Source organism: Williamsia herbipolensis (assembly GCF_036153515.1).
Taxonomy (GTDB): Bacteria; Actinomycetota; Actinomycetes; order Mycobacteriales; family Mycobacteriaceae; genus Williamsia_A; species Williamsia_A herbipolensis.
This window is the reverse complement of sequence record NZ_CP108021.1, coordinates 2653201-2676109: the sequence shown is the minus strand read 5'-3', so window position 1 is coordinate 2676109 and position 22909 is coordinate 2653201. Positions and strand designations below refer to the sequence as shown.

The 22909-nt window shown below is 68.4% G+C and carries 24 protein-coding genes; 15 read left to right on the top strand and 9 right to left on the bottom strand.

Annotated elements, in window-relative coordinates; all coding sequences use genetic code 11:
* Positions 1–35: 35 nt before the first annotated feature.
* From OG579_RS11980 to OG579_RS11960, 5 genes are all read left to right on the top strand, one after another.
* The gene (locus OG579_RS11980; protein WP_328856109.1) at positions 36–905 is read left to right on the top strand and encodes an SDR family NAD(P)-dependent oxidoreductase; all 870 of its coding nucleotides are present in this window, start codon (positions 36–38) and stop codon (positions 903–905) included.
* Between the two features lie 52 nt (positions 906–957).
* Entirely contained in the window at positions 958–2238 is a 1281-nt protein-coding gene (locus OG579_RS11975; protein WP_408068668.1) for a GAF domain-containing protein, read from the top strand.
* Positions 2239–2293: 55 nt separating this feature from the next.
* Entirely contained in the window at positions 2294–2767 is a 474-nt protein-coding gene (locus OG579_RS11970; protein ID WP_328856108.1) for a winged helix-turn-helix transcriptional regulator, read from the top strand.
* 52 nt (positions 2768–2819) lie between these two features.
* Positions 2820–4262, top strand: a complete 1443-nt coding sequence (locus OG579_RS11965) for an MFS transporter (protein ID WP_328856107.1) — start codon at positions 2820–2822, stop codon at positions 4260–4262.
* A 90-nt stretch (positions 4263–4352) separates the two neighbouring features.
* Positions 4353–5126, top strand: coding sequence for an acetoacetate decarboxylase family protein (locus tag OG579_RS11960; protein ID WP_328856106.1), 774 nt, complete (start codon positions 4353–4355; stop codon positions 5124–5126).
* 14 nt (positions 5127–5140) lie between these two features.
* Here OG579_RS11960 and OG579_RS11955 read toward each other — a convergent pair whose 3' ends face one another.
* Positions 5141–5773 (bottom strand): HD domain-containing protein, encoded by a 633-nt coding sequence (locus OG579_RS11955; protein ID WP_328856105.1) that lies wholly within the window; start codon positions 5771–5773, stop codon positions 5141–5143.
* A gap of 73 nt (positions 5774–5846) precedes the next feature.
* Between OG579_RS11955 and OG579_RS11950 the strand changes: the two genes are divergently transcribed.
* Positions 5847–6782, top strand: a complete 936-nt coding sequence (locus OG579_RS11950; protein ID WP_328856104.1) for a GlxA family transcriptional regulator — start codon at positions 5847–5849, stop codon at positions 6780–6782.
* Between the two features lie 9 nt (positions 6783–6791).
* On the opposite strand, the gene OG579_RS11945 is transcribed toward OG579_RS11950, so the two are convergent.
* On the bottom strand, positions 6792–7244 hold the full coding sequence (locus OG579_RS11945) for a MarR family winged helix-turn-helix transcriptional regulator (protein WP_328856103.1): 453 nt from the start codon (positions 7242–7244) through the stop codon (positions 6792–6794).
* A 62-nt stretch (positions 7245–7306) separates the two neighbouring features.
* On the opposite strand from OG579_RS11945, the gene OG579_RS11940 reads away from it, so the two are divergent.
* The gene (locus OG579_RS11940) at positions 7307–7675 is read left to right on the top strand and encodes a VOC family protein (protein ID WP_328856102.1); all 369 of its coding nucleotides are present in this window, start codon (positions 7307–7309) and stop codon (positions 7673–7675) included.
* A gap of 64 nt (positions 7676–7739) precedes the next feature.
* On the opposite strand, the gene katG is transcribed toward OG579_RS11940, so the two are convergent.
* Together katG and OG579_RS11930 are read right to left on the bottom strand one after the other, a co-directional pair.
* Positions 7740–9953 carry a catalase/peroxidase HPI gene (gene katG / locus OG579_RS11935; protein WP_328856101.1) on the bottom strand — a complete coding sequence of 738 codons (2214 nt, stop codon included), beginning with the start codon at positions 9951–9953 and terminating at the stop codon, positions 7740–7742.
* 85 nt (positions 9954–10038) lie between these two features.
* Positions 10039–10455: a Fur family transcriptional regulator gene (locus OG579_RS11930; RefSeq protein WP_045820991.1), complete on the bottom strand. Its 417-nt coding sequence runs from the start codon at positions 10453–10455 to the stop codon at positions 10039–10041.
* Positions 10456–10568: 113 nt separating this feature from the next.
* Between OG579_RS11930 and OG579_RS11925 the strand changes: the two genes are divergently transcribed.
* Positions 10569–11399 (top strand): DUF1206 domain-containing protein, encoded by an 831-nt coding sequence (locus tag OG579_RS11925; protein ID WP_328856100.1) that lies wholly within the window; start codon positions 10569–10571, stop codon positions 11397–11399.
* A 12-nt stretch (positions 11400–11411) separates the two neighbouring features.
* Here the strand turns inward: OG579_RS11925 and OG579_RS11920 are convergent, their stop codons facing one another.
* The gene (locus OG579_RS11920; RefSeq protein ID WP_328856099.1) at positions 11412–11879 is read right to left on the bottom strand and encodes an SRPBCC family protein; all 468 of its coding nucleotides are present in this window, start codon (positions 11877–11879) and stop codon (positions 11412–11414) included.
* 150 nt (positions 11880–12029) lie between these two features.
* Between OG579_RS11920 and exaC the strand changes: the two genes are divergently transcribed.
* The 4 genes from exaC to OG579_RS11900 all read left to right on the top strand — a co-directional run bounded on the left by exaC (position 12030) and on the right by OG579_RS11900 (position 15453).
* A complete protein-coding gene (gene exaC / locus OG579_RS11915; RefSeq protein WP_045820926.1) occupies positions 12030–13553 on the top strand; it encodes an acetaldehyde dehydrogenase ExaC in 1524 nt (507 codons plus the stop codon).
* Positions 13554–13589: 36 nt separating this feature from the next.
* On the top strand, positions 13590–14006 hold the full coding sequence (locus OG579_RS11910; protein WP_045820927.1) for a DUF779 domain-containing protein: 417 nt from the start codon (positions 13590–13592) through the stop codon (positions 14004–14006).
* 119 nt (positions 14007–14125) lie between these two features.
* Positions 14126–14512, top strand: a complete 387-nt coding sequence (locus OG579_RS11905; RefSeq protein WP_328856098.1) for a DUF779 domain-containing protein — start codon at positions 14126–14128, stop codon at positions 14510–14512.
* A 50-nt stretch (positions 14513–14562) separates the two neighbouring features.
* Positions 14563–15453, top strand: a complete 891-nt coding sequence (locus OG579_RS11900) for an SDR family oxidoreductase (RefSeq protein WP_045820929.1) — start codon at positions 14563–14565, stop codon at positions 15451–15453.
* Positions 15454–15463: 10 nt separating this feature from the next.
* Here the strand turns inward: OG579_RS11900 and OG579_RS11895 are convergent, their stop codons facing one another.
* The 4 genes from OG579_RS11895 to OG579_RS11880 all read right to left on the bottom strand — a co-directional run bounded on the left by OG579_RS11895 (position 15464) and on the right by OG579_RS11880 (position 20322).
* On the bottom strand, positions 15464–16708 hold the full coding sequence (locus OG579_RS11895; RefSeq protein ID WP_328856097.1) for a hypothetical protein: 1245 nt from the start codon (positions 16706–16708) through the stop codon (positions 15464–15466).
* A 105-nt stretch (positions 16709–16813) separates the two neighbouring features.
* The gene (locus tag OG579_RS11890) at positions 16814–17641 is read right to left on the bottom strand and encodes an SDR family NAD(P)-dependent oxidoreductase (RefSeq protein WP_328856096.1); all 828 of its coding nucleotides are present in this window, start codon (positions 17639–17641) and stop codon (positions 16814–16816) included.
* A gap of 13 nt (positions 17642–17654) precedes the next feature.
* Positions 17655–18959: a hypothetical protein gene (locus tag OG579_RS11885; protein ID WP_328856095.1), complete on the bottom strand. Its 1305-nt coding sequence runs from the start codon at positions 18957–18959 to the stop codon at positions 17655–17657.
* A gap of 115 nt (positions 18960–19074) precedes the next feature.
* Positions 19075–20322 (bottom strand): MFS transporter, encoded by a 1248-nt coding sequence (locus tag OG579_RS11880; protein WP_328856094.1) that lies wholly within the window; start codon positions 20320–20322, stop codon positions 19075–19077.
* A gap of 87 nt (positions 20323–20409) precedes the next feature.
* Here OG579_RS11880 and OG579_RS11875 point away from each other — a divergent pair, with 87 nt between their 5' ends.
* The 3 genes from OG579_RS11875 (at position 20410) to OG579_RS11865 (ending at position 22758) form a co-directional block, all read left to right on the top strand.
* Positions 20410–21291, top strand: a complete 882-nt coding sequence (locus tag OG579_RS11875; RefSeq protein WP_328856093.1) for a LysR family transcriptional regulator — start codon at positions 20410–20412, stop codon at positions 21289–21291.
* A gap of 7 nt (positions 21292–21298) precedes the next feature.
* Positions 21299–22177 carry a haloalkane dehalogenase gene (locus tag OG579_RS11870; RefSeq protein ID WP_328856092.1) on the top strand — a complete coding sequence of 293 codons (879 nt, stop codon included), beginning with the start codon at positions 21299–21301 and terminating at the stop codon, positions 22175–22177.
* Between the two features lie 125 nt (positions 22178–22302).
* On the top strand, positions 22303–22758 hold the full coding sequence (locus OG579_RS11865; RefSeq protein ID WP_328856091.1) for an NADPH-dependent FMN reductase family protein: 456 nt from the start codon (positions 22303–22305) through the stop codon (positions 22756–22758).
* The last annotated feature ends 151 nt before the right edge of the window (positions 22759–22909 follow it).

Genomic DNA, 22909 nt, shown 5'->3' with positions numbered 1-22909 from the left:
TCGCGGCGAGAACAGCGGTGATCTACCGTTTGGCCATGGCGAACGCAGTGACCTCGTTGACCAACCGCGTGGTGCGGACCGCGATGCAGCGACCGCGCTCGGTGCGCGACCTCGTCGACCTCACCCGTGCTCCGGCCGAGGGGCTGGAGGGCAAGACCGTCCTCATCACCGGATCGTCGTCGGGTATCGGCGAGGCGGCCGCGCGCAAGTTCGCCAAACACGGTGCGAACGTGTTGCTCGTGGCGCGACGGGCCGAGGAACTCGAGACCGTGGCGGCCGGCATCCGCGCCGACGGCGGGCTCGCCCACCCTCTCCCCGCGGACCTGTCCGACACCGAGGACATCGCCCGCCTCATCGAGGCCGTCATCGCCGACCACGGGTGCCCCGACATCGTCATCAACAACGCGGGACGCTCCATCCGGCGCGACGTGCTCGATTCGACCGACCGCCTGCACGACTACCAGCGCACCATGGCGATCAACTACTTCGGCCCGGTGCAGCTCACGCTCGGCTTCCTCCCGGCGATGCGCGAGCGAGGCAGCGGACAGTTCATCAACGTCTCCACCTGGGGCATCCCGATGGGCGCGATGCCCAAGTTCTCCGCGTACGCCGGCTCGAAGTCCGCGCTGACCGCGTTCGGCCGCAGCATCGCCGCCGAGCTGCGGGGCACGGGTATCGCGGTGACCACGGTGTTCTTCCCGCTGGTCCGGACCCCGATGATCTCGCCGACCGACGAGTACACCGAGGCGCCGGCGCTGTCGTCGTCGGAGGCGGCACGCTGGCTGATCCACGCCGCGATCCACCGTCAGGCCGAGGTGATGCCGCGGGTTGCGCGGTTCATGCGACGCGTCGGCGCCGTCTCGACCGACGCCGCGGACGAACTGATCGCGCGCTCGGCCGTCTGACCTCGGGGCGGTCTGTGGCGCACGCCACACATCGCCCGCTCGTCCTGGCACAATGGCGGCCGTGGCGGGAACATCCAACCGATCGCTCGAGCAGCCGGAACAGGTCCGGTTGGCCTTCGAGCGGTTCCTCGCCGACCGATCCACGCGGCGGGACTCGATGCGTTCGGTGGTCCGCGACTCCTGGATGCGGTCCCTGCGGCGCGGTGTCGACCCGGCCGGGTCCACCGTCGCCGACATGACGTCGGCGGACTTCGACACCTACCGGGCCGCACACCCGATGACCGCGATGCGTCCGCTGGTCCGTTCGCTGATGCTCGACGACATCGGCGGCGCCGGGGTGGTGGTGGCTCTCACCGACGAGGTCGGACGCCTGCTGTGGCTCGAGGGGGACCGCGCCGCCCGCGACCGCGCAGCCGCCATCGACTTCGTCGAGGGCGCGATCTGGTCGGAGGAGACCGTCGGTACGAACGCCCCCGGCCTGGCCCTCGCGGTCGATCGCGGGGTGCAGATCGTGGGCAGCGAGCACTTCGCCGAACCGGTGCAGGAGTGGAGCTGCGCCGCGGCGCCCGTGCACGACCCGGTGACCGGGCACGTCATCGGTGTCCTCGACATCACCGGTGGACGACAGGTCGCGGCACCGTTCGCGATGTCGACCGTCCGGTCGGTGGTCGCCGCGATCGAGATGCAGATGCGGTACGGCGGAGTCGATCTCGGCCAGATCGCCGGGTCGGATCACACCTCCGGTGCGCGGTTGTCGGTGACCGATGTCGCGGGCCTGCAGGTGGTCCTCGACGGCCGCACCCATCGCCTGAGTCCGCGTCACGCCGAGATCCTGTTGCTGCTGGCCCACCATCCCCACGGTCTGGGTACCGAGGAGCTGGCCGCGAAACTGTCCGACACCGGCGTCGACGCGGTGACCGTGCGCGCCGAGATATCCCGGCTGCGACGCGATCTCGGCGCCGAGGTCGTGTTGTCGCGCCCGTACCGGCTCGGTGTGCACATCGACTCCGACGTGCACCGCATGACCGAGCGGGTCCGCGATGGCGATGTGGTCGGCGCGATCGACGAACTGGGTCGCGGCGGGCTGCTCGCCCAGTCCCACGCTCCCGGCGTGGTGGAACTGTTCGAGGAGATCACCGCCGATATCCGTTCGGCGGTGATGCGCGGACACGAACGACGTGCGCTGCAGGCGTGGACCGATTCTGTGCACGGGCGTGACGACGCCGCGGCCTGGCAGGCACTCGCGTCGGCGATCGGTCCGAGCGATCCCGGTCATGCGCAGGCGTTGGGGCGAGTTGCCCTGTTGGACAGACGCTTCGGGCTCGACAGCTGAGGCCGCTCCGTCGACTCTGGCCAGATCGCGATAGAGCCAGCGTAGGATGTGGGTCATGGCAATGAATCTCGACGGGGTACTCGCTGATCGCAGTCGGTGGACGGCCGAGGAGTGTTCGGTGGCCAAGGCACTCGAGGTCGTCGGATCGCGTACCGCCATGTTGTTCCTGCGTGAGGCGTTCTACGGCACCACGCGGTTCGCCGACTTCGCCCAGCGCGTCGGCGTGACCGATGCCGCCGCGGCCACCCGACTCAAGCAACTCGTGTCCGACGGGATCTTTGCCAAGCGCCCCTATCAGGAGCCGGGATCGCGTCCGCGTCACGAGTACGTCCTCACCGACAAGGGACGCGATCTGCTCCCGGTGGTGCTGGCGATGATGGAGTGGGGCGACCGTCACCTCCAACCGCAGGGCCCGCCGGTCGAGGTCGTGGATGCGGCGGGGGAGCGGGTCGGTGTGTCGGTCCGTACGTCAGCCGGCGACGAGGTGAATCTCGACGCCCTGCGACTGCGGCGCGGGCGCCGCACCTGATCGGACCGTGTCTGAATTGACCCTGGTGTAGTCAGGGCCTAGGTTGATCGCTATGGTCAACACCAGAGTTGCGGCGTCGGAGACGACTGCCACCCGCCGTCCCGGCGTCGTTCTGTTCGTCCTCTCGTTGGCCGCGTTCATGGCCAGCCTCGACGTGTTCATCGTCAATGTCGCCTTCGACGACATCGGCCGCGACTTCGCGGGATCGGATCCGACGCAGTCGATCCCGCTGTCGCAGCTGTCGTGGATCCTCAACGCGTACACCATCGTCTACGCCGCGTTGCTGGTCCCGGCCGGGCGTCTCGCGGATCGATTCGGCCGCAAGGAGAGCTTCCTGTTCGGCCTCGCGCTGTTCACCGTCGCCAGTGCCGCGTGCGCGGCGAGCGACGGTGTCTGGTGGTTGGTCGCCGCGCGCGTGGTGCAGGCCGTCGGCGCGGCGATCCTCACGCCCTCGAGCCTGGGCCTGGTGATCGCGGCGGCCACCCCGGCCAACCGTGCCCGGGCGGTCCGGATCTGGGCGGCCACCGGCGCGCTGGCCGCTGCCCTCGGTCCGGCGTTGGGCGGCATGCTGGTCGAGGCGTCCTGGCGCTGGATCTTCCTCGTGAACATCCCGGTCGGGATCATCGCCTTCGTGGGGGCGGTCATCGTGGTCGATCGCTCGCGTGACGATTCGCCGACCCCGTTCCCCGACATGCTCGGTGCCGCGCTCCTCGCCGTGTCGATCGGTGCGCTCACCCTCGGACTGGTCGAGGGCCCCGACTGGGGCTGGGCCGACCCACGCACCCTGACCGCATGGATCGTCTCGGCGATCACGCTGGGCCTGTTCGTCGTCAGCTCCGCCCGCCACCGGTCCCCGGTGATCGACGCGGCGCTGTTGCGGGTCCGCGCCTTCTCCTTCGCCAACGCGACCGCGGTCCTGTTCTCCATCCCGTTCGCGGCCTCGCTGCTGGTGAACATCCTGTGGATGCAACAGGTCTGGGGCTACTCGGCGATCCGCACCGGCTTCGCGGTGGTGCCCGGGCCGTTGATGGTCCCGCTGTTCACCGTCGTCGGACACCAGCTGGCCACCCGTCGGGTACCGATCGGCGTCATCGTCGGTGTCGGCTGCGCGCTCATGGCGGGCGGCGCGTTGCTCCTGGCCGCATCGGTGGGCCAGACACCGGACTATGTGGGCGACATGCTGCCCAGCCTGCTCATCGGCGGCAGCGGCATCGGTCTGGCACTGCCCTCGATCCTGTCGTCGGCGACCGCCGACCTGCCGCCCGCACAGGCCGCGACCGGCAGTGCCGTGGTCAACATGAGTCGGCAGATCGGCACGGCGCTCGGCGTCAGCATCATCGTCGCGGTCATCGGGACGCCGATCGGGTACGCCGCGGCCCACACCTCGTTCACGCACGCATGGTGGACGCTCGCCGCGATCGCGGTCCTCGCCGCGGTCGTCGCCCCGGGCATGACCCCCCGACGCCCCCCGGTGCCACCGGTGGCGGCGAACTGAGTCCCGTCGACTCCTCCCGCTCAATGGAACGTTTCTGTTAGTTTGTTCCATATCGGCGTGGGCGTCACGCCGTCGGAAGGAAGTGACGACGTGGTCGCGAACCCCATCGCATCGAGCGAGTCGCGCTGGCGAGGCCTGGCGTCGACCATCCCCGAGGGTGTCGCCACACCCGCCATGAACGACGCACTGCCCGACATGGGCAGCCCCGCACCCTGGTCCATCGCCGGCAGCGGGGTGTTCTGGTCGGCGAAGGCGCGTCGCTCCGACCGCGACCTCCTCCCACCGGCCCTGGCCCGCTTCGCGGTCCCGCTGCTCCGTGTCGGGTTCGGCGTGCGCTACAGCTACACGCCGGTCGGCACCTACAACGAGCTCGGCGGCGTCATCGTCTACGCGCGCCCCGGCGGCGTGTTCGGGCACATCCCGTTCCTGCCCGTCGACTCGGCGGCCACCATGCGTGGGGGTCGCGAGAACTGGGCTCTGCCCAAGGTCCTCGCCGAGTTCTCCGGCGACCCGGCCGAGCGCAGTGAGTTCACCGCCTCCGGCGACGGCTGGTCGGTGGGGGTGAGCGTCGGTGACGCCGCGCCCGCCCGCGCCCTCGCGGTCCCGAAGGCGCTCGGGTGGCCCATCCTGTCGTCGGTGATCGTCCCGGCGCTCAGCGGCATGGAGCAGGTGTTCGCCGACGGGTCACGTGCCCGCACCGGCGCCCTCGACATCCCGGACTTCGACATCACCACCACCGAGACCACCGTGACCGTGTCGACCACGGGGAGCGAGCCCCTGCGCCGGTTGTTCCCCGATCGGGCCTATCGCGGCAACGTCATCACCTATCGCGACGTGGTGCTCGGGGCTCCTCGCATCCGCTGACCGGTCGGGACCGCTCAGCTGCGCCACGGTGAGTCGGCTGCGGCGAGTTCCATGCGCGTGACGCCGTTGTCGCGCCTCTCCCGCAGCAGCTCGCCGGGCGTCGAATACCGCGGTGCGGCAGCGTCGTTGCGTGCGGCATGGTCGACGATGGCGTCGACCAGCGACCGCACCATCGACAGACGCGGGAACCGGGAGTGGACGACCTCCTCGTGGTCGGCGACGACCTCGGCCTGTCGCCCGAAATCGATTCCCACTCCCTCCCGGACGAGGTAGGCCAGCAGACCGCGGCGTTCGGCGATGCCGGGACTGGTGTGGATGGCGATCGCCTCCCACACCCGGTCCACGTCGTCTGCGCCCACCCCGTGCCGCGTGAGGAGATCAGCGGCCAGGTCGGCACCCTCCACCTCGAACCGCGCGACACCCGGTGCCCTCGTGCCGACGCCGAGATCGTGCATCACGGTCGCGGCGAAGAGCAGTCCGGCGTCGTAGTCCGCGTCGTGCATGACGTTCTCGTGTTCGGCGAGCAACGTGGCCCACAGGTAGCTGCGGACAGAGTGGTGGAACACCGATTTCGACTCGGTCGACCGGGCGAGGGCGGCGGCGGCGACGGCAATCGGGTCGGTGGGGAGATCGAGTGATGTGGTCATGCACGTAGTCCATCGCGACCACGCCGGCCACAACAGTGGCCATCGGGGCACCTCTCGCTCGAAAATGGTCAGCATGACCCATTCCGTCGCGGTGCTCGCACTTCCGAGTGTGTTGCCGCTCGACCTCGGCATCCCGATGCAGGTGTTCGGCCTCGATCCGCGCTACACGGTGATGGTGTGCGCCGACGAGCGACTGGGGCCGACACCGGTCGGAGACGTCGCCATCGTCGGAACCCGCCCCCTCGAGGCGCTGTCGCACGCGCAGACCGTCGTCGTGCCCGGTGTCGCCGATCCCACGGCGCCCATCTCGGGGCCGACCCTCGAGGCCCTGCGAACGGCAGCCGATCGTGGTGCGCGGATGGTCTCCATCTGCACCGGGGTCTTCGCGCTGGCCGCGGCCGGGCTCCTACGCGGCAGGACGGTGACCACCCACTGGCAGGAGGCTGACCGACTTCGCGATCTGCACCCGGAGGTGTCGGTCGACGCCCGACCGCTGTTCATCGACGACGGTGACGTGCTCACCTCGGCGGGAGTGGTGGCCGGCGTCGACCTCTGCCTGCACATCGTGGGTCGCGATTTCGGTGGGGCCGCGGCCAACCAGCGTGCGCGGTCGATCGTTGCCGCTCCGCGGCGCGACGGCGGGCAGGCGCAGTTCATCGCCGCCTCGGTGCGCGAGCCGCGGGGTGAACGGTTGCGCGACCTGCGAGCGGTGATGATCGCCGACCCCGCCCGGCGTCACACCATCGCCGAACTCGCCGCGCGGGTGCCGTGCTCGCCGCGCACCCTGGTGCGCACCTTCGTCGAGGAGACCGGTTCGACTCCGGCGCAATGGATCGCCGCCATCCGCATCGATCTCGCGCGCGAGATCCTCGAGACCACCGACCTCCCGATAGAACAGCTCGGTGAGCGCACCGGGCTCGGATCACCGTCGGCGACGCGAGCGGCCTTTCGGAAGGCGTGCGGCGTGAGCCCCGAGCAGTACCGCCGGACGTTCACCGCCGGTGGCTGACAGCAGCGTTCAGTCGACGACGGGCACGGCACCCAGGTTGGTGACGACGCGGCGCAGCACACCGAAGGCGGTGGCCTGGTCGCGGTCGGCGACGCCGTCGAGCATGGCCTTCTCGACCGATCGGACGGCGACGGTCGCCTTCTCGAGGCTCCGACGGCCGCGAGCGGTGAGCTCGGTCGGCAACACCTTGCCGACGGGCGCCTGATCTGGGCGTTGCACGAACCCGTCTCGCTCCAGCGCCTGCACCAGCACGTTCATCGACTGCCGTGTGACGAACGTTCCCCGCGCCAGCGCGGCCGTCGACAGCCCGGGCCGCTGGGCGAGGAGTTCGAGGCAGGAGTACTGCGTGACCGTCAGCCCCAGTGGGCGTAGCGCGGACTCCATCGCCGTGCGCAGCGCACTCGACGCCTCCTTGAGCAGATACCCCATCGACGTCTCGAGATCGATGCCCTCTTGACTCATGTCAGTATTCTGACATAGCTTCGTCTGTGTCAGGAACCTGACACAGACCGAAGGAGAACCCCATGCCCGTCACCGGACCCGATTTCATCTCCCTGCAGGCCCGCGATCTCGCTGTGTCGCAGGCGTTCTACGAGAAGTACCTCGGCCTGGTCCGGTCGCCGGCCGGACCGCCGCACGCGGTGGTGTTCACGACGACGCCGATCGCCTTCGCCCTGCGCGAGGTCGTCGCGGGCACCGATCTGGAGTCGGTGCCTCAGCCCGGCATCGGGATGGCGCTGTGGATGCACGCCACCGATGTGCAGGCCATCCACGACGCCCTCGACGCCGACGGCCATCCGATCGTCACCGCACCGTTCGACGGGCCGTTCGGCCGCACCGTCACCTTCGCCGATCCCGACGGCTATCACGTGACGCTGCACGAGAAGTCCTGACACGACGACACCCCGCCGACCGGTGAGGGTCGACGGGGTGTCGTGGTGTGTGGAGCTGAGAGCGTCAGCCCTTCACGTCGAAGCGATCGGCCATCATGACCTTGTCCCACGCCGCGACGAAGTCGTGCACGAACTTCTCCTTCGAGTCGTTCTCGGCGTAGACCTCGGCGACCGCACGCAGCTGCGAGTTCGACCCGAACACGAGGTCGTTGCGGCTGCCGGTGTACTTCTCGGCTCCGCTGGAGCGGTCCTTGCCGACGTAGGTGCCCTGCTCGTCACCGACGGGCTCCCACACGGTCTCCATGTCGAGGAGGTTGACGAAGAAGTCGTTCGACAGCGTCTCCGACTTGTCGGTGAACACGCCCAGCTTCGAGCCGCCGTGGTTGGCGCCCAGCACGCGCAGACCGCCGACGAGCACGGTCAGCTCCGGTGCGCTCAGCGTCAGCAGGTTGGCCCGATCGACCAGCGCGAACTCCGCGGGAAGGCGATCGCCCTTGCCGAGGAAGTTGCGGAACCCGTCGACCTTCGGCTCGAGGTAGGAGAACGACTCGACGTCGGTCTGCTCCTGCGTGGCGTCGGTACGACCCGGGGTGAACGGCACGGTGATCTCGACACCGGCGTTGCTCGCGGCCTTCTCCAAGGCGGCCGCGCCGCCGAGCACCACGAGGTCGGCGAACGAGACCTGCGCGCCACCGGCGCCGTTGAACGACTCCTGGATCGACTCGAGCGAACGGATCACCTGGGCCAGCTCGTCGGGCTCGTTCACCTCCCACCCGGCCTGCGGCTGCAGGCGGATGCGGCCACCGTTGGCGCCACCGCGCTTGTCGCTGCCGCGGAACGACGACGCCGCCGCCCACGAGGTCTTGATCAGCTGCGAGACGGTGAGGCCCGACTCGAGGATCGTCGCCTTGAGCGCTGCGATGTCCTCGCCGCCGATGAGGTCACCGGTGACCGCGGGGATCGGGTCCTGCCACAGCAGTTCTTCGCTGGGCACCTCGGGTCCGAGGTAGCGGACCACGGGTCCCATGTCGCGGTGGAGCAGCTTGAACCAGGCGCGCGCGAACTCGTCGGCGAGCGACGAGGGGTCGGCGAGCCAGCCGCGGGTGATCTCCTCGTAGATCGGATCGACGCGCATCGCCATGTCGCTGGTGAGCATCATGGGCGGGTTCTTCTTGCCCTCGACGTGGGCGTCGGGGACGAGATCGGTGGCGGCACCGTCCTGCGGACGCCACTGGTAGGCGCCGCCGGGGCCCTTGTGGACCTCCCACTCGTAGCCGTACAGCGTCTCGAGGTAGGAGTTGTCCCACTGGGTGGGGGTCGCCGTCCAGGCGCCCTCGATGCCGCTGGTGATCGTGTACTCGGCGTTGCCGGTGCCGAAGCTGTTCTTCCAGCCCAGACCCATCTGCTCCAGCGGTGCGCCCTCGGGCTCGGGTCCGATGTACTTCTCGGGATCGCCCGCGCCGTGCACCTTGCCGAACGTGTGGCCGCCGACGACCAGGGCGGCGGTCTCACGGTCGTTCATGGCCATGCGGCCGAAGGTCTCGCGGATGTCGTTGGCCGACAGCTGCGGGTCCGGGTTGCCGTTGGGGCCTTCGGGATTGACGTAGATGAGGCCCATCTGCACGGCGCCCAGCGGCGTCTCGAGCTCGCGGTCGCCGCTGTAGCGCTCATCGCCGAGCCAGGTCTGCTCGGGACCCCAGTAGACGTCCTCCTCGGGCTCCCAGCGGTCCTCGCGACCACCGGCGAAACCGAAGGTCTCGAGTCCCATCGACTCCAGCGCGACGTTGCCGGTGAGGACGATCAGGTCGGCCCACGACAGGCTCTTGCCGTACTTCTGCTTCACGGGCCACAGCAGACGACGCGCCTTGTCGAGGCTGGCGTTGTCGGGCCAGCTGTTGAGCGGGGCGAAGCGCTGCATGCCGGCTCCGGCGCCGCCGCGACCGTCGTGGACGCGGTAGGTGCCGGCCGAGTGCCAGGCCATGCGGATGAAGAACGGGCCGTAGTTGCCCCAGTCGGCGGGCCACCAGTCCTTCGAGTCGGTGAGCACCTCGGTGATGTCGGACTTCACCGCGGCGAGATCGAGGCCGCTGAACGCCTTCGCGTAGTCGAAATCCTCACCCAGCGGGTTGGCGACGGCCGGGTTCTTCTGCAGGATGCCGAGGTTGAGGGCGTTGGGCCACCATCCGCGGTTGGTGTTGCCACCCTCCACCGGTGCGGCGTTGCCGTGCACCACCGGGCATCCGCCCGACGCGTGGTCGGCGGGCTGCTCCTCGTTCATCTCTTTTTCGCGGGTTTCGTGGGCTTCGGTCACGAGATTCCTTCCGGTGATTGACAACTGGCTGTAGAGCAGACGCCGTTCGCGATCAGTGCTGAGTTCGCGCCCGGCGTTCGATGGTGCACTGGGGGCAGTGGCCCCAGTAGATGACCTCGGCTTCGTCGATCTCGAAGCCGTTGCTGGTCGATGCGGTGAGACACGGCGCCTCGCCGACGGCGCAGTCGACGTCGGCGATGGCACCGCACGAGCGGCACACGACGTGGTGGTGGTTGTCGCCGACGCGTGATTCGTACCGGGCGACCGAGCCGGCGGGCTCGATGCGGCGCACGAGTCCGGCGCGCGTGAGGGCGCCGAGGACGTCGTAGACCGCCTGACGCGACACCTCGGGCAGAACAGTCCGCACCGAGGTGAAGACGGTGTCGGTGTCGGCGTGGGGATGAGCTGCCACCGCGTCGAGGACCGCCACGCGCGGACGTGTCACGCGCAGCGACGCTGCGCGCAACATCTCCGTGTGATCGCTCGCCGGGTGCACGCCACCACTATGCGCGACTTTTCTGGAATGAGTCAAGACTCGCCGGGATGAATTTTGGGTGACGTCGGACTTTCTAGGGTGAGCGGATGCGGAAGTTCGGTGCCGGCGGCGTGGTGCGTGCCGCTGACGACGCCACGGGCAACGCCTGGTTCGAGGTCGCCGCCCGTGCCGGTCACGTCACGAGCGGGATCGTCCACATCCTCATCGCCTACGTCATCGTGCGCATCGCGGTCGGGGCGGGCGGCAACGCCGACCAGTCCGGCGCGCTGTCGGCCGTCGCGAGCACCACCGGCGGGACCGTCGCCCTATGGGCAGCCGCGGCCGCGTTCGTCGCGATGGCGTTCTGGCGTGTGGCCGAGGCCATTGTCGGTGTGCACGCCACCGAACCCAACGGCCCCGACGACAAAGGGGCGTCGGGGTTGGCCGACCGCGGCAAAGCACTGAGCCTCGCGGTGATCTACTTCGCCTTCGCGTGGACGGCGGTGCGTTTCGCCCTCGGCGACGGCACCTCGAGCAGCAAGGAGAACGCCGGCCTCAGTGCGCGGTTGATGGGCTCGGGCGCAGGCAAACTCGCGCTCGTGGTGGTCGGTGTCGTCGTCTTCTGCGTCGGCTGCTATCACGTCTACAAAGGCATCAGTGGGAACTTCATGGACGACCTGTCCATCGCCGACAACGCCGCGGTCCGCACCACCGGGGTCATCGGCTACGTCGCGAAGGGGGTGGTGCTGGCCATCGCGGGCATCCTCGTCGGCGTGGCCGTGGTGCGCGCAGATCCCTCGAAGGCCACCGGCATCGACGGTGCCGTGAAGGCGCTCGGCTCCGCCCCGGCCGGTCAGATCCTGCTCTTCGTCGCCGCCATCGGCGTGGCCACCTACGGCGTGTACGCCTTCGTCATGGCCCGCTACGCGCGGATGTGATCGCCCCGACGATCAGGCGAAGCGTGCGGCGAGTCGCTTGAGGGTCTCGGTGATGCCGTCGCCGTTCTTCTTGTCGTAGCCCATGAGGGTCAGCGCTGCCGGGACCTTGGCGGTGCCGTAGTTGAACGACTCGGTCACCGTGGTGACGCCGGGGGTCGTCTCATCGAGTTCCCAGCGCCACTTGTGGCCCATCGGGTGCTGCCACTCGACGACCTTGTCGGGCACGATCTCGGTCGCCTTCGAGGTGATCTTGTAGGGGAAGCCGAACTGCTTCATCCCGACGCTGAACTTCGCGCCGGTGGTCAGGCGGTCGGGTCCCTTCACGGCGCTGTCGCGCACGGTGCCCGACCCGTCGAGCTCGTGGTGGCGGTGCGGATCGGCGACGAGGGCGAAGATCTGCGACGCCGGCGCGTTGACCTGCACCTGGCGGGCGACGATCTTCGGACCGATGTCGACGGAGGTCACAGTGGGGTTGCTCATGTCCCTCACGCTACGCATCCGCTCCCACGATGCAACGGGCTTGCAACGTCGCTCGGCGTAGCGTTTGTGGTGCACATCACAAGTACCCCGTGCAGTGATGACGACAGCTGTCGTCCCAGGATGCGCGGGTCAGGACAGGGAGGTCCAGACATGGCAGTGTTCGCCAACCCCGGAACCGACGGCGCGGTGATGAACTTCGAGTCGCGCTACGACAACTGGATCGGTGGCAAGTGGACGCCGCCGGTGAAGGGTCAGTACTTCGAGAACCCGTCGCCGGTCAACGGCAAGACGTTCTGCGAGGTCGCCCGCTCGACCGCCGAGGACATCGACCTCGCCCTCGACGCCGCCCACGCCGCCGCCCCCGCGTGGGGCAAGACCTCGGTCGCCGAGCGCTCGCTGGTGCTGCTGAAGATCGCCGACCGCATCGAGGCGAACCTCGAGAAGATCGCCGTCGCCGAGTCGTGGGACAACGGCAAGGCCGTCCGCGAGACGCTCGCCGCCGACATCCCGCTCGCCGTCGACCACTTCCGCTACTTCGCGGGAGCGCTTCGTGCGCAGGAGGGTTCGCTGTCACAGGTCGACGAGGACACCGTCGCCTACCACTTCCACGAGCCGCTCGGCGTCGTCGGCCAGATCATCCCGTGGAACTTCCCGATCCTCATGGCGGTCTGGAAGCTCGCCCCGGCACTCGCCGCGGGCAACGCCGTCGTACTCAAGCCGGCCGAGCAGACCCCCGCGTCGATCCTGTTCCTCATGTCGATCATCGGCGACCTGCTGCCCGACGGTGTCGTCAACATCGTCAACGGTTTCGGCGTGGAGGCGGGCAAGCCGCTCGCGTCGAGCAACCGCATCCGCAAGATCGCGTTCACCGGTGAGACCACGACCGGCCGCCTGATCATGCAGTACGCCTCGGAGAACATCATCCCGGTGACCCTCGAGCTCGGCGGCAAGAGCCCGAACATCTTCTTCGCCGACGTGATGGCTTCCGACGACGGGTTCCGCGATCGCGCGCTCGAGGGCTTCACGATGTTCGCGCTCAACCAGGGCGAGGTGTGCACCTGCCCGAGCCGCGCGCTCATCCAGGAGTCGATCTACGACGAGTTCATCGATCTCGCCGTCACCCGCGTCGAGAAGATCAAGCAGGGCAACCCGCTCGACACCGACACCATGATGGGTGCCCAGGCCTCCAACGATCAGTTCGAGAAGATCGTCTCGTACCTGAGCATCGGTCAGGAGGAGGGCGCGAAGGTGCTCACCGGCGGTGAGCCGCTCAAGCTCGACGGTGATCTCGCCGGCGGTTACTACGTGAAGCCGACGGTGTTCGCGGGCAACAACAAGATGCGCATCTTCCAGGAGGAGATCTTCGGACCCGTGCTCTCGGTCGCGACGTTCTCCGACTACGCCGAGGCCATGTCGATCGCCAACGACACCCTCTACGGGCTCGGCGCGGGCGTCTGGTCGCGTGATGGTGCCACCGCCTACCGCGCGGGTCGCGAGATCCAGGCCGGTCGTGTGTGGACGAACACCTATCACGACTACCCCGCACACGCGGCTTTCGGCGGCTACAAGGCGTCGGGCATCGGGCGCGAGAACCACCTGATGATGCTCGAGCACTACCAGCAGACGAAGAACCTCCTCGTCGGCTACGCCCAGGGAGCGAAGGGATTCTTCTGATCCGCTCGCGCCACCTGCACTACGAAAGAGACCGTGATGACTGCTGCTACCGACAGGGTCGTCGCCACTGACTCCGCCGTGGAGCTCTTGACCAAGTTGTCGGAGCTCCACGGCGGCCTCATGATCCACCAGTCCGGTGGATGCTGCGACGGCTCGGCGCCGATGTGCTACCCGGCCAACGAGTTCCGCGTCGGGCAGCGCGATGTGCTGCTCGGCGAGATCGACCTCGCCGAACCCATTCCCGCGGTGCGGGTCTGGATCCAGGGCGATCAGTACGAGGTGTGGAAGCACACCCAGCTGATCCTCGACGTGGTGCCCGGCCGAGGCGCCGGGTTCAGCCTCGAGGCACCCGAGGGAGTGCGGTTCCTGGCTCGCTCGCGGGTCTTCAACGAGGCCGAGAACACCTGGCTCGACGCATGCCCGCCGCGGCGGGGAGCCGAGTTCGCGACCTGAGTGAAGCGGGTTCACCCGCGTGACCTGCACCGCCGCCCCGGTTCGTCTGTGACCAAGACGACCGGGGCGGTCTGCGTCCCGGGGTCGCGCGGCGCGTCGCAGCGGCTCACGATGGAGCGATGACCGTCGATGACCTGCCCGTTGTCTCGCACGAGCTCGTGCTGGCGACCGGTGCCGCCGTCGAGGTGCTCACCGCCCTCACCGAGGTCCACGGTCAGCTCCTCATCCACGAGGCCGGCGGAACCTGCGCCGGTTCGGACCCCATGTGTCACCCGGTGCGCGAGTTCCGCGTCGGCCTTCGTGACGTGGTGGTCGGCGAGATCGCACTCCCCAGCCCGCTGCCCCCGACCCAGGTGTGGGTGTCGCCCGAGCGCCACGAACTGTGGCACGACGCCGAGATCGTGCTCGGTGTCGCCGCCGGCCGCGGGTCGGGGTTCAGCCTCGAGGCGCCCGACGGCATCCGGTTCGTCGCGCAACCCTTCGCCGGCCCCGGCATCGACCGCTAGGTTGGAACCGCCCACGACGCGAAGATGTCGGGTCGGGGTAGGAGAAGTCGATGTCGTCTGTGCGGGGCAAGGTCGTCCTCATCACCGGTGGTGCTCGCGGGATCGGATGCGAGACCGCCCGAGCGTTGGTCGGGAAGGGCGCGAAGGTCGTCCTCACCGATCTCGACGAGGGACCACTGGGGTTGATCGGTGAGGAACTGGGATCGTCCGCGGTCACCGTCGTCGCCGATGTCACCGATCTGGCGGCCATGGAGCGCGCCGTCGCCGCCGGCATCGAGGCCTTCGGCGGCATCGACATGGTCCTCGCGAACGCCGGGATCGCCAGTTACGGGTCGGTGCTGAACACCGATCCGATCGCGTTCCGCCGGGTCGTCGACATCAATATCACCGGCGTCTTCCACACCGTGCGTGCGGCGTTGCCCTCGGTGATCGAACGCAAGGGATACATCCTCGTGGTGTCCTCGCTCGCTGCGTTCACCCCCGCGCCCGGCCTCGCCGCCTACAACGCGAGCAAGGCCGGTGCCGAGAACTTCGCCAGCGCGCTGCGTCTCGAGGTCAAGCATCTCGGCGTCGACGTCGGCTCGGCGCACATGTCGTGGATCGACACCCCGCTCGTGCAGGACGCGAAGAAGGACCTCACTGCGTTCGCCGAGATGCTCGACGCGCTGCCCGGACCGCTGAGCAAGACCACCACCGTCGACAAGTGCGTCGACGCCTTCGTCGCCGGACTCGAGAAGCGCAAGCGCCGCGTGTTCGTCCCCGGATGGGTCGGTGCCATCGGATGGCTGCGCAACGTGATCACCTCGCCGATCGGCGAGAAGTCCTCTCTCGCACAGGCTCCCACTGTCATCCCGAAGATGGACGCCGAGGTCGCGGCCCTCGGCCGCTCCACCAGCGCACGCAACATCGACAGCGGTGCGGTGGTCGAGAGCGACCACTGAGCGCTCAGGCTCAGCCCGCCGTCGTGGGCGAGCGGCGCAGCAGCACGAGTGCGCAAACTGCACACACGGACGTGGTGATGACTGCACTCACGATCGCCGTTGTCGTGGTGGCGGCGTAGCTGAGATCTCCGAAACCGGAGAAGCCCTCGGCATCGGTCAGCGGCGTGTACGCGGTCCATCCCGCGCTGGTACCGGTGGTCCGCGTCAGGAGTGGCAGTGCGACGAGGGCACCGACGACCGTGGCGCCGTGCGGGCGGGCGTCGCCACGAACTGCCGCCACCAGCGTGGCTCCGACCACCACCGGCACCAGGAAGATGCCTGCGAACGCGGGGATCATCGACGACGTGTCGCCGTCGAGGAACTGGGACGCCGTGAGGATCGTCAGCGCGATGAGCGCTGCGCAGACGACGGCCGGTGCCCGCCGACCATCATCGCGACCGCTCGTGAGGATCGCGACCGTGGCTCCGAGAGCGATGAGTCCGGCGATCACGGCGGCCTCCACGACGCCGCTCGCGGACGCCCCGTCGGCGCCGTGTGATGCGACTGCCGCCACGGCCGCGAGCCACACGAGGCCGCGTCGGCCCGGTATCGCCACGGCGACGACGATCGCCACGGCCACGAGGAGGTAGCCACCGAGGAAGGTGTGGAGGCCGGTCGCGCTGGTCATCGACGAGCTGATCCAGCGCAGGAACCACCAGAACACGAGTGCCCCGGCCACGAGCACCATCGCAGCGATTGCGGCCGGCCGAGCGGGTGGCCGTCGGATCGATTCGGACAGGCGGGGTCGAAGTGTGACGGCCAGGAGGACCACGGCGATGACCACGAGCGCTGCGCCGACGACGAGCACCCAGTCGCCGGCGAAGACGGTGACCGATCCCCTCGACGGAAGATAGTCCGCGTAACGGCGGGGCGTGGGTGCCTCCCTGCGCCGGATCGTTCCCAGCGCGGGCACCACGAACGACCCGAGGACGAAGCCGGCGACGGTGCCCGTGAAGGCCGAGCGGCGCGGGTCGGTCCGGGTGATCGCGACGATGCCGCCGAGGACACTGCCGGCCCCGATCGTTCCCACGACTGCCGCAGCGTCGAAGAGTGCCGCGCCGACCAGAATGACTGCCCCGAGGGTCATCCCGACGATGGCGACACGAATCCGCCGGGACGCCGACACCACAGCCAGTGCCACGAGTCCACCGACCGCGATCGCCGTGGGTGTCGAATCGAGCGGGAATCCCGGAGGATCGACAGAGAACCCGAACATATCGCCACCGGCCGTGGGCTCTGTGAGGACCGCGCCCGCAACGGCTCCGACGATTGCGGCGCTCGCGGTCGCCGCGATGCTGACACGATCCAGGTGCACCATCGGTCAGCGGCCGACGAGTTCGGCGCTGATGTCCCAGAGGCGTTCTGCCAGTGCCATGTCCGTGCTCTGACGACTCGAGGTGGCGGGCTTGCGTTTGGCGAAGTAGCCACCGGGCTCCCAGTCGGAACCGGGTGTCGAGGTGGCCAGCCACACGAGCGTGTCGGCGCCCTTGCTCGGCGAGATCGTGACGAGGTTCTTGATCACGGGCGTGTGGTAGGCGAATCGCATGACGTGGGTGGTGTCGCTGGCGAAGTTGGTGCCGACGATCCCGGGATGGAACGAGGCCGCGGTGATCCCGCGGTCGCCGTATCGCTTCTGCAGCTCACGGGTGAACAGGATGTTCGCCAGTTTGGCGTCGCCGTAGGCCTTCTCGGGCGAGTACCCCTTCTCGTTCTGGAGGTCGTCGAGGTCGAGCCGACCCCATTGCTTGGCCGCGACACTCGCCGACTGGATCACGCGTGCGTTGCTCTCGGCCAGACGGTCGATGAGCAGGTCGGTCAACAGGAACTGTGCGAGATGGTTGACCTGGAAGGTCTTCTCGAACCCGTCGACGGTCACTTCGCGATCACCCATGATGCCGCCCGCATTGTTGGCCAGCACGTCGATCCGTGGATACTCAGCCAGCAGGGTCGCCGCGAGGTCGCGCACCTGGGCCAGCTCGGCGAAGTCGGCGACGTGATGGGGGACGCCCAGTTCGCGCGCCACCGCCGCGGTCTTCTCCGGTGACCGGCCGACGAGTACGACGTCGTGGTCCGGGGAGAGTGCACGCGCGGCGGCGGCCCCGATCCCATCGCTGGCGCCGGTGATGACGATCGTCTCGCGTGGTGTCATGGCGCTCATCGTGTCAGGCGCGATCGGCGGCTGCGCGCCGCAGGATCAGCAGTAGGACCGCGCCGCACACGAGCACGGCGACGATCATCGGGATCGCGGTCTCGGTGGCCATCGAGAAAGTGTGCGGTCCGTAGGAACCGCTGACGTCGAAGCTCTTCGGTCGCTCGTTGCCGATGTAGGTGAAGAAGAACTCGTGGGCGCGCGGCGAAAGTATCCAGAAGGCCGGCCCGGCCAGTGCGATGGCCAGTGCGCCCGCCGCGGGTTCCCGCCCCGACCGCAGGAGTGCACCCACCGTGAAGGCAACCGCGCCGGGTGCGACGAAAAGAACGGTGAACGAGTACACCTCGTCGACCGCCGAGCCGTAGAAGAGATACGTCGCCGCGCACACGGCGAGCACGGCGATGCCGACGAGCGGGCGCCCGACGCGGCGTCCGAACAATGCACCGGCGATCACGGCTGCCACTGCGACGATCAGCCACGCACGGTGGTCGGGTATCCAGCTGGTGTCGCCTGCGCGTGACGCCGTCCAGGCGGCGAACGCGGCGAGCGCCGCCCCGCCCGTTCCGCCGAGGATCACTGCCACCGCGAGAATGATCGCCACCTGGACGTATCCGAAGTACCACTCGTGAAACGACTCGTCGTCCCCGACGGTCGCGGTGTTCCACCCGATTACCGCTACCGCCATCACGGCCACCCCCACACCCAGCACTGCTGCGCGCCGATCGATGCGGGGTGACGACGGAGACACCATTGACGATGACATCGCCTGTCGTACCTGCGGATTGAGCCCGGCCGCGAGCGTCATCGTGATCACGAGAAGGGCCACGGTCACCGACTGCAAGGAGATGACCTGAGTCGGCTCACCGCCGGGGTAGTAGACGAACGGGTTGGACAGCGGTTGGTTCAGAACGACTCCCACGATCGCACCGACGGCGACCACGGTCGTGAGCAGCCGGATGTGGGTCGCGGCATCGACCGCCCATCCGACGATCCCGCCGAGCACGACGCCCGCGAGTATCGAGATGACGTACGCCCGCATCAGTGAGTCGTCGGTGTCGACGATCCGCACCGAGCCCAGGATGAGCGCCGCGCCGAGCACCACGAGCAGGCGGGCCGCGGAGCGCATCCGCACCGACGCGACGATCGCCGCGAGCACCGCACCGAGAGCCTGCGCGGCGGTGGAACTGTCGTAGAGCGAGTGCCATCCGTCGCCGAACGACCCGGTGGTCACCGAGGTGAGGGCGAGAGCGGCCCCCGCGGAACCCGCGCCGGCTCCCAGCGTGACGGCGACGGTGGTCGACTGTTTCAGCTCTGTCACGCGACGAATCCGAGAAAGCGGTCCATTCCGACACCTTGTCATCGTGACCCCGCCACCGAGGCGGATTGATAGCTTTGCGTACTACATCGTGATCCGACGTGGCCGGAACGAACGATCAAGCGACGGCGGCGGCCTTCTCGTTCGCCGTGCGGGTGAGGACGACCCCGGCCAGCACGACACCGATCACCATCAGAACGCCCACATAGCCGACGACACCGACCCATCCGGCGGCGGTGAAGGCCAAGCCGCCGAGCGCGCCGGCGACCGAGCTACCCAGGTAGTACCCGAAGAGGTACAGCGACGAGGCCTCGGCGCGGTGATCGCTCGCCCGGGCTCCGACCCAACTGCTGGCGACGGAGTGGGCTCCGAAGAACCCCGCGGTGAAGAAGAAGATCCCGACGAGGGTGCTCGGCAGCCAGTCGGGCACGGTGATCACGAGTCCCGCCACCATCACGGCGATCGAGATCCACAGGACCCGTCCTCGTCCGTGCCGGTCGGACATGCGGCCCGCGTAGCTCGACGAGAACGTACCGGCGAGGTACATGACGAACACCAGGCTGACGATGCTCTGCGGCAACGAGAACGGCGAATCCAGGAGTCGGTAGGCGAGGAAGTTGTAGACGGTGACGAAGCCACCCATGAGGACGAACGCGAGGCCGAACAGGCACAGCATGGGTACATCACGAAGATGCCCGGCGAGGTTGCCCACCACGATCCGCGCGGTGACCCGCTGCGGCACGAAGTTCCGCGACGGGGGGACCAGCCGGATGAACACGATCGCGAAGCCGAGCGACACCAGGCAGGCGATCTCGAGCGCCCACCGCCAGTCGACGACATCGGCGGCCAACCCCGGCACGAGACGCCCGGTGAGGCCACCGATCGTGGTACCGGAGACGTAGTAGCCCATGGCTTTTCCGAGTGACGGGCCGTCGATCTCCTCGGCCAGGTAGGCCATGGCGACGGCGGGTACACCGGCGCACAGCACACCGACGAGAGCGCGTCCTGCGAGCAAGAGCTCGATGTTCGGTGACCACGGCAACACCAGTCCCAGCACCGAAGCCGCGACCGCCGAGATCACCATCACGCGCACGCGTCCGTACCGCTCGGACAGCACACTCGCGGGGATGATGGTGAGTGCGAGCAGCCCGGTGGTGAGCGACACCGTGAGCGCCGACGTCGTCGGCGAGACCCCGAAGTGGTCGGAGAAGACCGGAAGCATCGCCTGCACGTGGTACATCGCCATGAACGCGGCCATGCCGGCCGCGAACAGCGCCAGCGTCGCCTTGCGGAACTCTCTCGATCCGGCGGGATGGCCGTCGAGGTCCGTCACAGCTGGGCTGGGTGTGCGCACTGCTGAACTCATTGATCTGAGATTTCCACGTGGTGCATTGGAAAGGAAATGAATCGTTTCGGCATCTGTCATGCGTCACACGCATATAGCCTGATCGGCGTGCAGTCGGATTTCGAATGGTTCGTCGATCTCGCGGAGACCGAGAACGTCAGCGTCGCCGCGCAGCGACTCCACGTGTCGCAGCCGACGCTCTCGCGGGCGTTGGCGCGACTCGAACGCGAGGTCGGAGCGACCCTCTTCGACCGACGTGGCAAGCGGCTCGCGTTGAACGACCGTGGCCGCGTCTATCTGACGCACTGCCGTCGGGCCCGGGCCGAGATGGAGGCCGCGCGCCATCAGATCGCGGATATGGTCGACCCGGTCGAGGGCACGATCCACCTGTCGTTCCTGCATTCGTTCGGTGTGCGGTTGGTGCCCGAATGGATCGGGGCGTTCCGGCGCGACGCCCATGTGTCGTTCACCCTCAGCCAGGACGCCGCCGAGACGGTCGTCGGCCGAGTTCTGTCCGGGGAGGCCGATCTCGCCGTCGTCTCGCCCCGCCCGCGCAGCACCGAGGTCGCCTGGGCACCGCTGATGCACCAGCGCCTCGGACTCGCCGTGCCGGTGGACCATCGGTTCGCGGCCCGCTCGGAGGTCGCGTTCGACGAGGTCGCCTCCGACCCGTTCATCGCGATGGCACCCGGGTTCGGTATGCGCCGCATCCTCGACGAGCTGTGCGCTGCCAATGACTTCCGACCCGACATCACCTTCGAGTCGACCGAGCTGGGCACCATGGCCGGTCTCGTCGGTGCCGGTCTCGGGGTTGCGGTGCTCCCCATCGAGGACGGTGCGCACACCCCGGAGACCGTGTCGCTCATCCCACTGTCGGGATCGCAGACCACTCGCGAGATCGGGCTGATCTGGCAGCGTGACCGCGCCCTGCCGCTCCCGTCCGCACGGTTTCGCGACTTCGTCGTCGAACGGTGCGCCACCGGTTCATGATCGACGGATGGACGTCTTCCGCACCCCTGACGATCGCTTCGAGAATCTTCCCGGCTGGGACCACGAGCCCCGGTATCTGGAGTGGGAGGGAATGCGTGTCCACTACGTCGACGAGGGCGCGGGCGATCCGATCGTGCTGTTCCACGGCGAACCGACGTGGAGCTACCTCTACCGCACGATGATCGGCCCGCTGGTCGACGCCGGCCACCGCGTGATCGCCTACGACCACATCGGTTTCGGGCGTTCCGACAAGCCCACCGACCGGCAGTGGTACACCTACGACCGGCATTCCGCTGTCGCCGACCACGTGCTCGACGAACTCGGTGTCGACAACGCGACCGTCGTCGTGCAGGACTGGGGCGGGCCCATCGGCCTGCGTTGGGCGACCGAACACCCCGACCGTGTCGCGCGACTGGTCATCATGAACACCGGCCTGTTCACCGGCAAGGTCAGCAAGGGGTTCCTGGCGTGGCGCGACTTCGCCGAGCGCACCCCGGACCTCCCGGTGGGCACCATCATCTCCGGCGCGACCGCCACCGACGTGCCGCCCGAGGTGATCGCGGCCTACGACGCGCCGTTCCCGACCGTCGAGTCCAAAGCCGGTGCCGCACAGTTCCCGCTGATCGTGCCCGTCGATGCCGACTCGGTCGGCGCCGACGTCCTCACACGCGTCTCGGATGACCTCAGCCGCTGGCAGAAGCCGGTGCTGCTGGCGTTCTCCGACAGCGATCCCGTGTTCCCGCACCCGCGGTCGGGCCAGGTGTTCACCGACCTCATCCCCACGGCGGGAGAACAGGTCACCATCACCGGTGCCGCCCACTTCCTCCAGGAGGATCGCGGCGAGAAGATCGCCGCAGAGATCATCGCGTGGATGGGTGGTTCCTGACCGCGCTCCGCGGAGCGGGCCGGAACGGAGCTGAAGTTCACGGCTCCGTGTCCGGATGTCACATCCTCCTGCCGACCGGTGTCCAGTAGGCACACCCGCTTACACGACAGACGGAGCCTGTACCCATGACTGACATCGTGGTGAGTTCGTCCAGATCGCCCCACAGCAACACGCGGCGCGTTGCCGACGCGATTGCCGAAGCTCTGAACGCTCAGGTCGTGACGCCCCACGAATTGACCCAGGACATGATCGACACTGCCGATCGTGTCGGGTTCGGATCCGGCATCTACTGGTTCGGGTTCGACCGGCAACTCGGCGATGCCATCGACAGGTTCCCAGCAGGCAGCCGCGATTGCTTCGTGTTCGGGACCAGCGGTCTACCTGAGCCGCCTTTCCGTCGCTACACGGCCCAGCTCGGCCGACGACTGGAGGAACGCGGGTTCCGAGTCGTGGGGACCTTCATCTGCCGGGGCCTCGACACCTGGGGGCCTTTCGGGCTCATCGGCGGCATCAACAAGGGACGTCCAAGCTCCGCCGACCTCGAGCATGCGCGAGACTTCGCAGCAAGCCTCATGTCATGACGCCCGATGGACAGGTGTGGAGGAGAAGGTCAGCAATTCCCAGGCGGCCGGTAGGTCGCGCACCGGTTAACCCCGCGGACCGGCCCAACCCGCCCCAATCTGACGAACCCGCCGCCAGTACGTGGCGGGTTGGCCAGCTCGTGGCGGGCCG

Excerpts from the sequence above, each read along its gene's own strand:
- OG579_RS11865 (WP_328856091.1), top strand. The coding sequence starts at position 22,303 with ATGACTGACATCGTGGTGAGTTCGTCCAGATCGCCCCACAGCAACACG.
- OG579_RS11965 (WP_328856107.1), top strand. The coding sequence starts at position 2,820 with ATGGTCAACACCAGAGTTGCGGCGTCGGAGACGACTGCCACCCGCCGT.
- OG579_RS11955 (WP_328856105.1), bottom strand. The coding sequence starts at position 5,773 with ATGACCACATCACTCGATCTCCCCACCGACCCGATTGCCGTCGCCGCC.
- OG579_RS11905 (WP_328856098.1), top strand. The coding sequence starts at position 14,126 with ATGACCGTCGATGACCTGCCCGTTGTCTCGCACGAGCTCGTGCTGGCG.
- OG579_RS11980 (WP_328856109.1), top strand. The coding sequence starts at position 36 with ATGGCGAACGCAGTGACCTCGTTGACCAACCGCGTGGTGCGGACCGCG.
- exaC (WP_045820926.1), top strand. The coding sequence starts at position 12,030 with ATGGCAGTGTTCGCCAACCCCGGAACCGACGGCGCGGTGATGAACTTC.
- OG579_RS11895 (WP_328856097.1), bottom strand. The coding sequence starts at position 16,708 with ATGTTCGGGTTCTCTGTCGATCCTCCGGGATTCCCGCTCGATTCGACA.
- OG579_RS11910 (WP_045820927.1), top strand. The coding sequence starts at position 13,590 with ATGACTGCTGCTACCGACAGGGTCGTCGCCACTGACTCCGCCGTGGAG.
- OG579_RS11950 (WP_328856104.1), top strand. The coding sequence starts at position 5,847 with ATGACCCATTCCGTCGCGGTGCTCGCACTTCCGAGTGTGTTGCCGCTC.
- OG579_RS11900 (WP_045820929.1), top strand. The coding sequence starts at position 14,563 with ATGTCGTCTGTGCGGGGCAAGGTCGTCCTCATCACCGGTGGTGCTCGC.
- OG579_RS11890 (WP_328856096.1), bottom strand. The coding sequence starts at position 17,641 with ATGACACCACGCGAGACGATCGTCATCACCGGCGCCAGCGATGGGATC.
- OG579_RS11925 (WP_328856100.1), top strand. The coding sequence starts at position 10,569 with ATGCGGAAGTTCGGTGCCGGCGGCGTGGTGCGTGCCGCTGACGACGCC.
- OG579_RS11940 (WP_328856102.1), top strand. The coding sequence starts at position 7,307 with ATGCCCGTCACCGGACCCGATTTCATCTCCCTGCAGGCCCGCGATCTC.
- OG579_RS11880 (WP_328856094.1), bottom strand. The coding sequence starts at position 20,322 with ATGAGTTCAGCAGTGCGCACACCCAGCCCAGCTGTGACGGACCTCGAC.
- OG579_RS11930 (WP_045820991.1), bottom strand. The coding sequence starts at position 10,455 with ATGTTGCGCGCAGCGTCGCTGCGCGTGACACGTCCGCGCGTGGCGGTC.
- OG579_RS11920 (WP_328856099.1), bottom strand. The coding sequence starts at position 11,879 with ATGAGCAACCCCACTGTGACCTCCGTCGACATCGGTCCGAAGATCGTC.
- OG579_RS11945 (WP_328856103.1), bottom strand. The coding sequence starts at position 7,244 with ATGAGTCAAGAGGGCATCGATCTCGAGACGTCGATGGGGTATCTGCTC.
- katG (WP_328856101.1), bottom strand. The coding sequence starts at position 9,953 with ATGAACGAGGAGCAGCCCGCCGACCACGCGTCGGGCGGATGCCCGGTG.
- OG579_RS11975 (WP_408068668.1), top strand. The coding sequence starts at position 958 with ATGGCGGCCGTGGCGGGAACATCCAACCGATCGCTCGAGCAGCCGGAA.
- OG579_RS11870 (WP_328856092.1), top strand. The coding sequence starts at position 21,299 with ATGGACGTCTTCCGCACCCCTGACGATCGCTTCGAGAATCTTCCCGGC.
- OG579_RS11970 (WP_328856108.1), top strand. The coding sequence starts at position 2,294 with ATGGCAATGAATCTCGACGGGGTACTCGCTGATCGCAGTCGGTGGACG.